The following is a 15,128-nucleotide window of genomic DNA, read 5'->3' as shown; positions in this document are numbered from 1 at the left end:
TGAAAATCCGTGGCCTCATGGTTAAACCTTCTTAAACGCCCTTCCCCGACCATCGCACGATGTCCGCCCGAGATCGGAGCCCCGCCATGGCCTCGCCCGCCACCGCGAGACTGATCGGCCTCTTGCTGCCCGCCCTGCTCGGCGTCTCGCCGGCGCGGGCGGACGAGGACGGCCCGCCCGCGAGCCCGCCTGCGCTCGTCATGCCCGTCGACGTCGAGACGACGGGCGCGCTGCCGCCCTACCCGACCGACGCGCTCAAGGCCGAGACCGCCGCCGATCCACAGGCCGTGAAGGCGGCGGTCAGCGCCTATCGCCGCGGTGCGCTCAGTGCCGGCGACGATCTCGCCCAGCGCATCGACGACAGGGCCGCCCGCTCCCTGCTCGAATGGGTGGCGATCTACGCCAATGCCGGCAGCGTCCCCTTCGCACGGATCGAGGCCTTCCTGCGCGAGCATCCGAACCACCCGGCGACGACCCGCTTCCGGCGCCGCGCCGAGGAGGCGCTGATCGCCGAGAAGAAGAGCCCGGCCGTCGTCCGCGCTTTCTTCCAGGGTCATGAACCGCTCTCCCCGGCCGGGCGGATCGCGCTTTCGCTCGCGCTCCGGGACGAAGGCCGGAGCGAGGAGGCGATCGCCCTCATCCGCCGGACATGGCGCCAGGATGCTTTCGGGCAGGCGCTCGAAAAGATCGTGCTCAAGGCGTTCGAGAGCGCTCTGATCCGGGACGATCACCGCCTGCGGGCCGAGCGCTTCCTGTTCCGCGGCAACGGCGAATCGGCCTTGCGCAACGCCGCCCGCGTTTCGGCCGATTACCTCGTGCTGGCCAGGGCCCGGCTCGCCAGCGCCAAAGCGCGCCGGCCGATTGCGGAGAAGCTGATCGCGGCCGTGCCGGCTTCGGTGCGCGGCGACGTTTCCTTCGCCTTCCTCCAGGCCCAGCAGGCACGCCGGGCCGACAGGCTCGACGATGCGGTGAAGGCGCTCAGCCCCGTGCCGCGCGATCCGGCCCTGCTCGGCGACGGCGACGGCTGGTGGGAGGAGCGGCGCCTGATCGCGCGCAAGCTTCTCGATGCCAATGAGCCGCAGAAGGCCTATGAGGTCGCGGCCGGGCACGGCGCCGAGGATGCGGCCGAGCGGATCGAGGCGGAATGGCATGCCGGTTTCATCGCGCTGCGCTTCCTGAAGAAGGCGGATGTCGCGCTGAAGCATTTCGACACGGCGGCAAGCATCGCGGCGACGCCGATCTCGGTCGCGCGCGCCGCCTATTGGCAGGGCCGCGCCCATGAGGAGCTGGGCGAGGCCGAGGAGGCCCGGGCCGCCTTCGGCCGGGCGGCGGAGCATCCGGTCGCCTATTACGGGCAGCTGGCGCGGGCGAAGCTCAGCCTTCCCGGCCTGAAGCTCAGGCGCACGGCGGCGGCCGGGCTCGACACGCTGCCGGGGCACAAGGCGCTGCGCCTGCTCTACCATATCGGCGAGCGCGACCTCGCCACGCTGATGCTGAACGAGCTGGCGCAGCGCCTGCACAGCACCGAGGCGCTGGAGGCGATCGCGGCCATCGCCCGGCGCGAGAGCGATGCGCGCGCCCTGCTGCGCATCGGCAAGGCCGCGCTGCAACGCGGCTTCCCGCTCGACATGGCAGCCTATCCGACCGACGGCGTGCCGGAGTTCGACGTGCTCGGCGACCCGATGGAGCGGGCGATCGTCCACGCCATCGCCCGGCAGGAAAGCGCCTTCGATCCGACCGCGATGTCGCATGCCGGCGCGCGCGGGCTGATGCAGATGATGCCGGCGACGGCGCGCGAGACGGCACGGCGCGCGGGGCTACCCTTCGACTGGCAGAAGCTCGGCCAGGATGCGCTCTATGCGGCGCGGATGGGCGCCGCCCATCTCAACGACCTGCTGAAGGAGTGGCGCGGCTCCTATATCCTGACCTTCGCCGCCTACAATGCCGGCTCGCCGAACGTGAAGAAATGGATCGCCGCCTATGGCGACCCGCGCGACCAGCAAGTCGACGCCGTCGACTGGGTAGAGCGCATCCCCTTCTCCGAGACGCGCAACTACGTCCAGCGCGTGATGGAGAACCTGCAGGTCTATCGCGAGCGGCTGAACCAGCGCACCGCCTATCTGATCGATTACGACCTGAAGCGCGGCGGCAGGCGCGAGTGAGCCGGCGGTCGGCCCGCCCGCTTTCGCCCCCGCTCCCGCCATGGTTAGCTGCGCTCCCCTTGCCTCCTTTTGAGTCCATCATGCCGCCCGAATCCGGTTTCTCCTCCCGCTTCGTCAACGCCGGCGACGGGCTCAGGCTTCACCTGCGCGACTACGGCCCGCTCGAGGCCACGGCGCTGCCGGTCGTCTGCCTGCCGGGGTTTGCCCGCACCGCCGCCGATTTCCACGAGCTCGCACGCGCGATCGCCGAGGACGAGGCCCGGCCGCGCCGCGTGCTGGCTCTCGACTATCGCGGGCGGGGCCTGTCCGCCTACGACCCGGACTGGAAGAATTACGAGATCCGCATCGAGCTCGACGACATGATCCAGGCGCTGGTCGCCAGCGGCATCGAGCAGGCCGTCTTCGTCGGCACCTCGCGCGGCGGCCTGCTGACCATGGCGCTGGCGGCGGCCCGGCCGGCGATGATTCGCGGCGCCGTCCTCAACGATGTCGGACCGGTGATCGACGCGCGCGGCCTGCTGCGCATCCGCGGCTATGTCGGCAAGCTGCCGGTGCCGCGCAGCTTCCAGGAAGGCGCCGAGATCCTCAAGCGGCTCTCCGACCAGCAGTTCCCGATCCTGAACGATGCGGAATGGGAGATGATGGCGCGCCGGACCTGGACGGATCGAGACGGGCCGCTCCGGCCCGATTACGACGCCAAGCTGATGAAGGTGCTGGAAGAACTCGACCTCGAGGCGCCCCTGCCGGTGCTCTGGCCTTATTTCGATGCGCTGAACGGCGTGCCGCTGCTCGCGATCCGCGGCGCCAATTCCGATCTCCTGGCCGACAAGACCCTGCACGAGATGGCCGAACGCCACCCCGATTGCGAGATCTTCACCACGCCGGGCCAGGGCCACGCCCCGCTTTTGGGCTCCACCGACATGATCCGGCGGATCGCCAGGCTGATCGCGCGGGCCGAGCGCCGCGCCGGCTGATCCGGCTCAGGCTCCCGGACGCCCGGCCGGCCTGCGCAGCAGGCTTGCGCAGACACAGCCCAGCCAATAGGCGCCGGCGAACAGAAGCCCCGTCTCGACCCAGGTCGCGGTCGCGCCGTTCAGGAGCTGGAGCCAGCTCAGGGCGGCGCCGGCGATCCAGAGCGCGGCGACGGCGCTCCAGCCGCCGCTCCAGAAGCGGGCCTTGCCGCCGTCATGGCTGATCCAGCCCATGGCGAAGCCGAGCCCGAAGGCGGCGAGCAGGAACCAGAGGAACTGGCTGGCGAGATAGAGCATGGCAGCCTCCTATTTCGCCACGGTGAACTGCACACGGCGGTTCATCGCCCGGGCCTCGGGCGTCTCGTAGGTCACCAGCGGGCGGGTGCTGCCAAAACCCCGGACCGAAAGCTGGCCCGGCTCGATGCCGCGCCGCACCAGCTCGTCGCGCACGTGCTGGGCCCGGCGGAGCGACAGGTCCATGTTGTCGTAGCCGCGCCGCTCGCCGTCGCGGTTGGCGTGGCCCTCGATCACCACCGCCGAAGCCGGGCACTGCTTCAGGATGGAAGCGGCCTCGCCGATGACCCGGTCCGTCTCGGGGTCTGTTTCGAGGACTGCGGTTGCCTGGCCGAACAGCACGGTATTGCGCGTCGTCAGCCGGTCGAGATCGCTCTGGCAGGTCGCCGCGGAAACGACCACGCAGCCGGTCTGGCGCAGGCCGATGACCGCATCGGCCGTGAAGCCCGGCGGCAGGCCGGTGGCGGCGCTGGTCTCGATCTCGCTCTTGATCAGTTCGCGGCAGGTCAGTCCGCGCAGCGTGACACGATCGTCCACCACCGAGGCGGAGCCCATATCCAGCCGCAGCAGGTCGGCGAGGACGGTGCGGGCCGCCGCGCCGAAGCCGGCCGGGCTGCCCGGAACCAGGATCGTTGCGTCGTCGAGGCGATCCTTCAGCGGCGATTCGGCGACCGCCGCGCGCAAGGCGGCCCGCGTCGCCTCGTCCGGCAGATAGCCGGAGAGGCTGAGGCCGCCGCGATCGACCGACAGGGAAAGGCCGTAAGGCCGGACGACGACAGCGCCGGGCCCCTCCTCGGGCAGCGCAAGCCCGGCGGGAGCGCCGCGCGCCAGAAGATCGCGCAGGGCCTGAAGGCTTGCGGCATCCGCGGCCTCGCCGGCCATCGCGAAAGCCTTGTCCCGGATCGTCACCGAGCCGGCCTTCAGCTTCGACAGCACATCGAGCGCGAAGGCGGTGGAAGCGCGCAGATCGATATCGGAACGCAGCGCCGGCTCGATCATCATGCGATCCTCGACGGCCGCCCCGAAATGGCCGCGCGCCAGGCCGAGAACCTCGGCGCGGAGCGCCTCGTCCGGCAGCATCCCGTCCAGCCGCACGCCGCCTTCGCCGCGCACCGCGCTCCAGTTCACAGGCACGGCCGGGCGCGGCGCCTCCACCGGCACAGCGGCCGCCGGCGGCGTGACCGGTTGAGGCGCGGGGGGCGCCGGAGGCTCGGCAGCGGGTGCGGGCGGCGCGGGAGGCGCTTCGGCAGGCGCCGCTGCGCTTTCCGGCTGCGGCGGCGCGGGCAGGACATCGTCCAGGATCAGCCCCGGCACCTCCGGCAGCGGAACCACGACCGGCACCGGTGGCGGCGGAGGCGGCGGACAATCGATCGTGGCCCGCGTCACCGGAGCGTCCGTCCGGGCAACATCACGGCGCAGCGCCTCGCACGCCTCGTAATCCTGCGGGCCATTTCCGGCGAGCGTCAGGGCATCGCCCTCGATCTCGGCCTTGCCCTCGCGAAGCCGCGCCAGATCCGCGACCGCGCGCCTGACCTTCGCCAGGAAGGTCGCGGGTGCGCCGAGCGCCGGCTTCATCTCGTCACGCAGCGCTGCCGCTGCCCCGAAAGCCTGCCGCACCGCCGCCAGCATCTGCTCGCGCGTCTCGCGGTCGGGATAGAAGCCGCGCAGGGTGAGCCCGCCGCCGGCTTCGCGCTCGGCGCTCCAGCGATAGGGCGTCACGCTCGGCGGCTCGAGATCGCAGGCGACGGCGCTGAAGCCCGGCCGCTGCGCCCGCACGCTGGCCGTCTCGAGTTCCAGAAAGGAATCGGGGCTTGCGGCCTTCCCCTCGATACAGAAGCGGCCATCGTCGAGGGCGGCCCTGCCGGAGGCGAGCTTCGGCAATTCGGCGATCATCGCCGCCGCCATGGCGGCGAACCCCTCCGGCGCACCGAAGGCGACGGTCTGGCGGTCGTCGACCGCCAAGCCCGGCAGGGCCGCCGAAGCCGCCGCCAGGTTAGCCGCCGCGGTCTCGAGATCGGGCACGAAGCCGCCAAGCGTCACCGTGTTCCCCTGGCGGCCGGCGAACCAGGAATAGGGCTTCTGGGCGACCACCTGCGACAATCCGCCGAGCGTCCTGCGCACGCCGAATTCGCCCTGCAGCCGGGCCATCGCCTTGGTCGCCCCGTCGGAGGAGAGGACCTCGCCACCGATGGTGACGTCGCGGCCGTCGACCTCGGCCACCACGGGGCGGGCGCCCGGTATCGTGCCGGCCACCGCCGCCACGGCCCGTTCGGCCCGCCGGCCGACATCCTGCTCGATCGCGGAATCGAGCGCGAAGTTCCCGGCTCCCCACAACAAAGCCAGTGGAACCAGCCCCCAGAGCCAACGCGCCGGCTGAGACATGCACCGCCCCCCGCTCCGCCCCGATTCGCGATCGGGCGCAGCTGTCCCCCTATCCGGACCGTCCTCGCTTCTCGAAGGCTTGCCGGGCGATCCGCGGAATCGATTCGTCGGGCGCCCGCGAGCCGCCGCCTTGCGGGACGGTGGCGCGAACACCCATGCCAGATCAGGCTGGACAACAGGCCGCCGTCAACAGCCAAGCCGGACAACCCACATGAAAAACAGGCACCGGAAACCGGGGCCTCCCGCGATATGGAAACGGACGCCCCGGTTTCCCGAGGCGCCCTGTATCAAAAAAAGAAGCCCCGGGTTTCCCCGGGGCTTCCTGACCAGAGATCGGAAACCGATCAGAAGTCGCGCTGGATGCGCAGACGGCCGGCCCAAGCGTCGTCCGACTTGATCGTGCGGGCGTTGACGCCGAGGATGGCGGACTTGGCATCGATCACGCGCGCACCGTACTCCATGCGCGAGTAGAGGACTTCGACACCGATGTCGAGGCCGGCAACCGGCATCCACACCAAGCTGGCGCCGAGGATCAGCTCCTTCGGATCGATCGACTTGAGGACGCCGACACCGTCGTTCGTCTTGAGAGCCGCATACGAACCGATGAAGTCCGAACGGATCTGCGGGGTCCAGAAGTGGCGGAACGCCGCAACCAGGTTGAAGCCCGTCGTCGCCTTGAAGTTGCCGAACGCGTTCCAGCCGAAGTTGACCGGGACGTAGGCAGGCAGACGGCCAAAGCCGACCGCGGTGCCACCAGCGGCGCCGAGATACTCGATCGCGCCGTCGGCGTAGCCGGCCTGCAGCCACAGGGTGTCGCCAGCGGCGATCATCGGCAGGTTGAGCTTCACGCCGGCCTGGATCGCCCAGCCCATCTCATCCTTCTTGGAGCCGGCAGCGAGGCCAGCGACGGCCGGGCCCCACGGCGAGACATACAGGCCACGGTCGCCGATGGCGGCCGACAACTGAGCCGAACCCCAGCCCTGGTCGACGCGCAGCGAGGCGACGACGTCAGGATAGGTCATGCCACGGAAGGCAGGGTTGGCAACCACGGCGCCGTTGACGAAGCGGCCGCCGCGACGAGCCGTCGTCGAGGGGTCTTCGAGCGAGATCGTGGCGCTGAAGCCGCTGCCGAAGGTGGCGGTGTAGGCGAGCAGGTTGGTGTTGCGGTCCGAGGTGCGCAGGCTGCTGAAGCCGATATCGTTCGCGTAGAACGAATAGAACGACTGCATCTTACCAGCGGTCAGCGGGCCGAACTGAACGATCGCCGTCTCGAGGAGGAACGGGGTCGGGTCAGCGGTGCCGGGGACGGCGTTGAACATGTTGGCGCCGGCGTTCAGGCCGCCATAACGGTAGGAACCCGTGCGGGTGTTACCGTCGAAGCGGACGAAGGTGCGCAGCGTGCCGTAGGCGGTCTGGTTGCGCGCATCGACGAAGATGCGGCCCTGGACGCGGGTGCCGTACGAATCCTGGCCAGCGTTCCAACGCTCACCGAAGGTGTACTCACCGCGGACGCGGCCGCCGATGCGAAGGCAGGTATCGGTGCCGGGGATGTAGAAGAAGCTGGCGCCGAAGGCGGAGCAGACACGAACGTATTCGACCGGAGCGGCCTTCCGCGAGGGAAGGTCGGCGGCCTGAGCCCCGGCGACCGCGGCGATGCCGGCGGCGGAACCGAGGAGGAGGCTCTTGACGAGCTTCATTTGGTAACCTCCAAAAGAGTTTCGAGACCCTCGGGCTTCAGCCTGCCCCCCGCCCCAAGCTTTCTAGCCTGATCGCAGAACCTGCCTGTTCCCGGTCTTTCGCCTGCGTCACCGACCTATTTCGGAGGCGAAGGCGAAAAACAGCGACCGGGAACGTCCCGACGCATTTCCACCATACGAAAGCCGCCTCGCCGATCAACCACGATCCGCCCTCCGAAGCCGCCGCGGGGGTGCTTTGGAACCCGGTGTTGCAGGCAGGTCACGCTTTCACCTTCGAAATTTACCGGGCATTAACCGCAACCGGGCGGCGCAGGGGTCTTTCGGCTTGCATCGGCGGGGAATCGCAGCTCCGGAAACCGGGTCCGGCGCCGAATCCGTGACGCCGGATTCGCCGGCGGACGGGCCGGTTCAGTATTCCCACTCGGCCCCGATTCCGACCGCGGCGCTGCCGTCCGCGCCGGTCTCGGCCTGGAGCTTCAGGCGCTTCGTCACATCGACGCCGACCGAGACGCCGCTGTCCTCGGGCTTGGAGCCGACCTTCACGCCGACGGAGATGTTGTCGCTGATATAGCGCGAGGCGCCGACCGTCGGCCCGCCCGCCCCCATCTGGATGTCGAGATTGTCGACGCCCAGCGACCTGCGCAGCCGCTCGAAGGTGTCGTCGCCGCCGCCCCCGGCGAACTGCGCCGCCGCCTGGGCAAGCTGCAGCGCCTGGAACGGCGACAGCGAGCCCGAGGCGCGGGCGAAGAGCAGCCGCGACAGAACCTCGTCCGGCGGCAGCTCGGGCTGGGAGGTGAAGGCGAAGACCGGCTGGTCGGCCGGGCCGCTGACGGCGACCTGGGCTGTGACGTTGCCGGCGGCGGTCCGGGCGATGAAATCGAGCTCGGGAACGAGCCCGCCGGCGAAGGTCAGCCGGCCGCGGCTGAAATCGAGCCGCTGGGTCAGGACGCTGAGCCGGCCGCGGCGCAATTCGAAGCCGCCATCGAGCACCGGCGCCGAGGAGGTGCCGCCGACGCGGATCTCGCCGCCGAGCTCGGCATCGATGCCGCGGCCGCGGATGAAGACGCGGGCCGGCGCGGAAACGGTCAAGGCGAGCGCCGCGTCGAAGGCCGGCCCGGCGCGGCGGCCCGCCCTCGCCTTGTCGGCCCTGCGCTGCGCGGCAAGCCGGGCAGCGGCGGTGCCGCGCGCATTGACGTGCCTGATCCCGTCGACCGGCCGGAGCGTCGCCGGCAGGCGGTCGGGCACCGAGACCTCGAGCGAGGCGATATCGATCCGGCCGGCGAGGCGCGGGCGCTGCGCCAACGGGCCGGAAACCTCGAGATCGAGCCCCGCGACCGCGGTCACCAGCCCGCTGGAGACGAGCTGGGCCCGATCGCCCCGGATCCGGATCTGGCCGGGGAAGCCGGCCGCCGGATCGACCCGGACCTGGCCGCTCGCGGAGATCGTGCCGCCGTTCGGCGTGCGGGCGGAGGCGCGCTCGATCGTCAGGTTGTCGCCATTGGCGGCGATGCGTGCCTCGATCGCCGTGAGGCGGATGCCTTGCAGGGCGTCGGTGAAGCTGCCGCCGGTCAGGGTCGCGGTGCCGCTGAGGCGCGGGGCGGAAGCGGTTCCGCCGGCGCGCATGTCGAGGGCGACCGTTCCGGTGACACGCTGCCCGCCCGCCCCCAGCATGGCGTTGGCGAGCGTGGCGTCGAGGCGGCCCTGCGCCGCAAGATCGAGCGGGCCGGACGCGTCGAGCGGGGCGGTGCCGCGCAGCGTCAGGCTCGCGCCCTTCCCCGCGTTGACGGTGGCGGAGACGCTGGTCGCATCGCCCCTCAGCGCGCCCTCGCCCCGGATCTCGGCCGGCGGCAGGCCGGCCTGCCGGGTCTCGGGCGTGGCGAACCCAGCGATCCTGAGCTTCCACGGCCCGGAGAGATCGCCCGGCCGGCCCCTGATCTCGGCCTCCGCGTTCAGCGTGCCGCCGAGCCTCAAGCCGGGCACGGCGATGCTGGCGGCGGAGAGCGGCACGTCGCGGGCGGCGAAGCGCAGGTCGAGCGTCTCGCCGGCGCGGCCGTCGAGCGTCATCCGGCCCCGGTCGACCGAGAGCGCGAGGCCCGCGATCTCGACGCCCGTGGCCGGGAAGCTGAAGGTCGCCGGTTTCGCGAGCGTGATCGCCCGGCCGTCGCGGCGGGCGTCGAAGGAGGCAAGCTCGAGCTTCAGCGGCTCGCCCGGAACGAGGCGGCCGGCGCCCTTCAGCGCGAAGCCGCGGGCGTTGGCGGAAAGCGTGAAGGCGCTGGCCTCGGGCGCGCCTTGCGAATCGAAGCGGATGGCGCTGATCGCCTCGCCGCCGACGACGGCACGGTCGATGGCGATGGCGGCATCGAGCATCGGGCGGCCGCGGATGTCGCGACCCTTGGCGCGGGCGTCGAGCTTGTCGATGCTGAGCGACGGGCCGGCGAGCCGCGAGCCCCGCGCGGTCAGGTCGATGTCCTGCCGGCCCTCCGGGGCCGCCAGCACGATATCGGCGTCGAGCTCGCCGCCGAGCTTCGTCAGCGCGAGCGCGGAGAGATCGTCGAGATTGCGCGCGGCGAGCGTCAGGCGCCCGGCCGCCAGGCTCGCCGGATCGAGCGTCAGATTGCCGTTCAGCCGGACGGAGCCGAGGGCGAAATCCAGCGTCGAGAGGTTCCAGCCGTCATCGGGCTGGCGCGCGAGATGCAGCGAGCCGGTCGCCGGCCTGGAATCGACCTCGCCGGCGAGGGTGAGGCTGGCGTCGAGCGCGCCCTGCAGGTCCTTGGCCACGGCATCGATCGTCAGGCGCGGGATCGGCCGGGCGAGCGCGGTCGCGTTGGCGACGGCGATGCGGGCCGTGGCGTCGAGCCTGTTCTGCGGGCCGGTGATGTTGGCGGTGACGTCGCCGCGGCCGGAGAGGCGCGGATCGGCGCGCTTCAGATCGGGCAGCTTCAGCGCGAGCTTCAGATCGGATTGCTGCCGGCCGATCGCGCCGTCCGCCGTGAAGGCGGCGTGCTCGCCGGCGACGTCGAGGCCGCTCACGGTGTAGTCGCCGGCGAGCGCCTCGACGCGGCCGGCCAGCGTCAGCTTGCCGGCGAGCAGGCGGTCGAGGGCGGCTTCGCCGGTCGAGAGGCGCTCGGCCCGGCCGGTGAGCGTCGCCTTGTAATTGTTCTGGCGGGGCGTGGCGTCGAGATCGGCACCGATCTCAGCCTGGCCCGCGAGCGGTCGGCCGGCCAGCCCACTCAGCCGGGCGAGGTCGGGCAGCGCCGCCTGGAGCCGGCCGAGCATGCGCGCCCGGCCGAGCTTGCCGCGATAATCGAGCGCGACGCCCGACATGGCGAGCTTCAACGTCTCGAAATCGGCGGTGCCGTCGTCCTGCCCGGCGCCGCGCAGGGTGAAGCCGACCTTGTCCCCGACCGCGCGCGCCAGCGCCTTGTCGGCGAGCGCGATCCCGCTCGCCTCGCCGTCGGAGGTGAGCGCGATCACGGTGCCGGGCTCGCCGATGGTGCCGCTCGGCCTGGCGTCGAAGGCGAGCGCGACCTTGCCGAAGCGCCCGACCGTGAGCTTCAGCTCCTCGGCATCGAGCCGCGCGGCGATGGTCGGTCCGGCGAGCGGGCCGCGGATCGTCGCGTCGAAGGCGAGCTTGCCGATCTCGGTGCCGGCGGTGACCGTGCGGCCTTCCGCATTGGGGCGGGCGGCCGCGGTGACGCGCAGGTCGAGCGTCCTGTCGGGGTTGTAGCGGCCGAGAACGTCGAGCCGCGCCAGGGCCGAGACCAGCGCGAGCTTGCGGATGTCGACGCCGCCGCCGTCGGCGAAGGCGACCGAGCCGTCGAGCCGGGTCGAGCCGGCGAAGACCGGCGCGGCGGGCGGCGGCATCAGCCCCTCGATGCGGGCGTCGAGCCCGAGCGCGAGCTCACGCTCTGCCCCGGCGCGGGCGAGCGTGGCGGAGCCCTCGGCGCCGATCGTCGGGCCGGCGGTGAAGACGAGGCTGGAGCTGAAGGAATCGAGCGGGCCGTCGCCCTTGAGATCGAGCGTCACCGGCGGCTCGCCGGGCAGCCCGGCGACCTTCGAGATCAGGCCGCCGGCCGGCTCGTCGAGCTTGGCGGCGAGCTGAAGGCGCGTGCTCTCCGGCACGAAGGACAAGGTGACGTCGAAGAGGCCGCCCATGTCGAGGCGCTTCGCCTCGAATTTGAGGTCGAGCCCCTCATTGGGCGGGCCCAGCCGCGCCGCGCCGGAGGCGCCGAGCCTGGCGGCGACGCCGAGAACCGGCTCGCCCAGCGCGAACTCGTTGAGCTGGAACGCCCGGATGATGACCTTGAGCGGCAGCTCGGGCAGGATCGGCTCGTTGCCGCGCGGAGCAGCGCCTGCCGGCTGCTGCGCGGGCCGGCGCAGGACCTCGAGCTTGCCGATCTCGAGCCGGTCGACGTCGAGCCGGCGCAGCAGCAGGGCGCTGCGGGTCCAGACCAGGCGGACACGGTCGAGCCTGAGCCAGGCCCCGTCGCGGTCGGAGAGCACGATGTCGCGGATCTCGACATTGGAGGAGAGCGCGCCGTCGACAGCGCCGATCGAGACCTGGCTCGTCTCGCTCGACAGGGCGCGCGAGATCAGGTCGGCGACGATGCCGCGATCGGTCTCGGCGTTCTGGGCGAAGCCGCTGAGATGGGCCGAGACGAGGAAGCCCGCCGTCAGCAGCAGCGCGAAAAGCGCGAGACGGGGAAGGGTCGGGAGCCGGCGCATCAGAAGGCCTGCCCGATGCTGACATAGAGCGCGGCAGGCCGGTCGCCCTTGCGCGGGTTGAGCGGGGCCGCGACGTCGACCCGGATCGGCCCGATGCCGGTATAGTAGCGCAGGCCGAGGCCAGCGGCCATGCGCAGCCTCTCCTTGCCGTCCGGCAGGCTCGTCTCGAAGGCGGTGCCGGCATCGAAGAAGGGCACGATGCCGATGGTGTCGGTGACCTTGATCCGCGCCTCCAGCGAGGCTTCAAGCAGGCTGCGCCCGCCGGTGAGCTGGTTAAACGGCCCGAGCGGCGAGAGGCTGCGATAGGCATAGCCGCGCACCGAGCCGCCGCCGCCGGCATAGAAGCGCCGCGTCGCCGGGATCTCGCCGAGGCCAGCGCCGGAGATCGAGCCGAAGCCGACGCGGCCGGCGAGCACGTAGCGCGCATCCTCGTCGAGCGCGAAATAGGCCGAGAGCGACGCCTTGGTCTGGTAGATCCCGACCGTCGAGCCGAGGAAGCTCGGATAGGGCGTGAAGGAGGCCGTGGCGCGGAAGCCGCGCGTCGGGTCGAGCAGGCTGTCGGTGGAATCGTATTTCACCGAGAGCGGGACGCCGACCAGCGTATAGGTCACCTGCCCCAGCACGTCGCTGGTCTGGCCGCGCTCGACCTCGATGCCGCCCTGCACCGAGAAGGTGTCGCTGAAGCGGTGGCGGATCGCGGTGGCGAGGTTGCCGTAGCGGGCGGTGTAGCCGCCATAGCGGTTGATGCCGACGCGCTCGCGCGTCGCGACGCCGTCGAGGAGCCAGTCGTTGCGGCTGCCGCCGAGCGCCGGCTTCATGAAGCTGAAGGCGAAGCGGCCGCCGATATCGGATTCCTTGAAGTCGCCGAAGCGCTGGATCTTGGTGCCGTCGATGCGCGGCGCGAAGAAGATGCCGGCCTCCAGCCGCAGCCGCTCGGCGCCGCCGAACAGGTTGCGGTGCTCCCAGTAGGTCTTCACCGCCGGGCCGTCGATGGTCGAGTAGCGGGCCGAGAAGCCGAGCAGGCGCTTGGGCCGCTCGGTCACCTCGACGAAGATCGGCAGGTTGCCGGCGCCATCGAGCTTCTCGCCCTCGCGGATGCGCACCGAGCCGATGGCGGGGATCGTCGCGATCGAGCGGCGCGTATCGGCCAGCGCCTTGGGCGAATAGGGATCGCCCGGCTCGAGATAGATGAAGGAGCGCACCACCTCCGGCGGGATCTCGTCGGTCTGGCCGATCGCGATCTCGCCGAAGCCGGCGAGCGGGCCGGGCGCCAGCACATAGGTCACGTCCATGATGCCGGCGGCGTGGTCGACCACGGGCCTGAGCTCGACGACCCTGGCGAGCGGGCGCGACTGCGCGCGCATATGGTCGACGAGCGCGGCCTGCGCGGCCCTCAGCGCCGCGGCGGTGGCGGGGTCGCCCGCGTTCAGCCGCGAGACCCTGAGCGGATCGGCGATCGCGGGGGGGCCGGCCTCGTCACGCTCGACGACCTCGATCTTGCGCAGTTCGAAGACCCTGCCCGGCCGGGCCTTGACCGTGATCGGCACGGGCTCGCGGTTGCGATGCGCCTCCAGCGCCCTGACCAGCGCGGCATTGGGCTCGGCCCCGACGCTGAGCGTGGCGCCGTCGACGACGATCTCGAGGTCGGCGTTGAAATAGCCCTGCGACCAGAGCGCATCGAGCATCGGGTTCAGATCGCTCGCCATCCGGCGCGACAGCGTCTCGCCGTCGGGGGGAGCGTCCTGGCGCAGGCGATAGAGCAGCGAGGCATCCTGCAGCGAGCGCGTCAGCGCCTTGGCGTTCTCGGCCTCGCCGAGATCGAATTCGAGCCTGTAGGGCAAGGTCGAGGCGCTCGGCGCCGGCGGCTCGTCCTTCTTGGTGAAGAGGCCGAAGACGTCGAGCGACGACAGGTCGAAAGCCCGGGCAGGGGCGGCCTGCAGGCTCAGCAGCGCGGCGAGCGCATAGCCGCCGCCCAGCGCGACCGCATGCCCCACCCGACACCAGAACCGCATCTACCCTCCAAGCAACCCCAGCCACGCAATCGAAACCAGTCTGCCCGCCGCCATCATAAGCAGCGAGCCAGCCCGTGCAATCCTCAAGGCAACGCCCGATCCCGTTAACGAAGCGTCAAGGTCACCGCCGCGAGCGGCGAAAGCCTGGCCACCACCTCGCCCTTGCCGGGCGCGAGCACACCGCCGCAGAGGCTGCCCGTGGTCACGATCTGCCCGGCCCGAAGCGAGCCCAGATCGTCGCCCGCGCGGTTGGCCCAGGCGAGGACCGGCACCATCGGATCGCCGTTGCCATGGACCGCCGGCCGGTCGTAGAGCGTCTCGCCGTTGAGCGAAATGAAGCAGCCGAGCCGGCTCGGATCGTCCAGCGCGGCGATATCGATCTCAGGGCCGACGAGATAGCCGCCATGGCCCATCGCATCGGCGAGCCAGAGCGGAAAGGCGACCTTGCCGGACCAGTCGGCGAGGCGGCTCTCGATGATCTCGATGCCGAGGAAAGCCTTGTCGCAGCAGGCGATGAACTCGGCGCGCGACCAGGGCCGCCCCGGGCGCAGCGGCACGTCGCGGGACAGCCTGAGCCCGATCTCGATCTCGATGCGCAGCTCCGCGCCGGCCGCGCCCTCGTAGACGTCGGCCGGCTCAAGCCATGGCCCCGGCATCAGGCCGGCGACCGGGGTGCCATCCGCGGCGATGGCGACCTTCCAGCCCGCTTCGGCAAGGCCGAGCGCGGCGCCCACCGCCGCCTGCACGGCGTGGCCCTCGGTCAGCGTCTCCGGCACCGGCAGGGGCGCGATCCCGGCGAGCGAGCGCTCGCGGCGAGCCTTCACCAGCGCATCGCGCAGGGTCTCAACGGTGGTCGGCATGGGAATTCCTCGGCATCCGGATGCG

General features: G+C 71.4%; 8 protein-coding genes. 2 read left to right on the top strand and 6 right to left on the bottom strand.

What is annotated here, in order from left to right:
• Positions 1-86: 86 nt before the first annotated feature.
• Entirely contained in the window at positions 87-2,162 is a 2,076-nt protein-coding gene (locus M9917_RS17595; RefSeq protein ID WP_297255849.1) for a lytic transglycosylase domain-containing protein, read from the top strand.
• Between the two features lie 80 nt (positions 2,163-2,242).
• On the top strand, positions 2,243-3,136 hold the full coding sequence (locus M9917_RS17590; protein ID WP_297255847.1) for an alpha/beta fold hydrolase: 894 nt from the start codon (positions 2,243-2,245) through the stop codon (positions 3,134-3,136).
• A gap of 6 nt (positions 3,137-3,142) precedes the next feature.
• Here M9917_RS17590 and M9917_RS17585 read toward each other — a convergent pair whose 3' ends face one another.
• The 6 genes from M9917_RS17585 to M9917_RS17560 form a co-directional block, all read right to left on the bottom strand.
• A complete protein-coding gene (locus tag M9917_RS17585) occupies positions 3,143-3,430 on the bottom strand; it encodes a hypothetical protein (RefSeq protein ID WP_297255845.1) in 288 nt (95 codons plus the stop codon).
• 9 nt (positions 3,431-3,439) lie between these two features.
• A complete protein-coding gene (locus tag M9917_RS17580; RefSeq protein WP_297255843.1) occupies positions 3,440-5,809 on the bottom strand; it encodes an OmpA family protein in 2,370 nt (789 codons plus the stop codon).
• A gap of 344 nt (positions 5,810-6,153) precedes the next feature.
• A complete protein-coding gene (locus tag M9917_RS17575; protein ID WP_297255842.1) occupies positions 6,154-7,506 on the bottom strand; it encodes a porin in 1,353 nt (450 codons plus the stop codon).
• Between the two features lie 408 nt (positions 7,507-7,914).
• A complete protein-coding gene (locus M9917_RS17570) occupies positions 7,915-12,231 on the bottom strand; it encodes a translocation/assembly module TamB domain-containing protein (protein ID WP_297255840.1) in 4,317 nt (1,438 codons plus the stop codon).
• Positions 12,231-14,243: an autotransporter assembly complex protein TamA gene (locus tag M9917_RS17565; RefSeq protein WP_297255837.1), complete on the bottom strand. Its 2,013-nt coding sequence runs from the start codon at positions 14,241-14,243 to the stop codon at positions 12,231-12,233. The genes M9917_RS17570 and M9917_RS17565 overlap by 1 nt, the downstream gene beginning before the upstream one ends.
• A 104-nt stretch (positions 14,244-14,347) precedes the next feature.
• Complete coding sequence (locus M9917_RS17560; protein WP_297255835.1) at positions 14,348-15,103, bottom strand: hydratase; 756 nt, start codon at positions 15,101-15,103, stop codon at positions 14,348-14,350.
• Between the last annotated feature and the right edge of the window lie 25 nt (positions 15,104-15,128).

Origin of the sequence: Bosea sp. (in: a-proteobacteria), assembly GCF_023953965.1 — a bacterium.
GTDB lineage: Bacteria > Pseudomonadota > Alphaproteobacteria > Rhizobiales > Beijerinckiaceae > Allobosea.
Note: the sequence above shows the minus strand (reverse complement) of the source record. Positions and strands in the feature narration are given on the sequence as shown.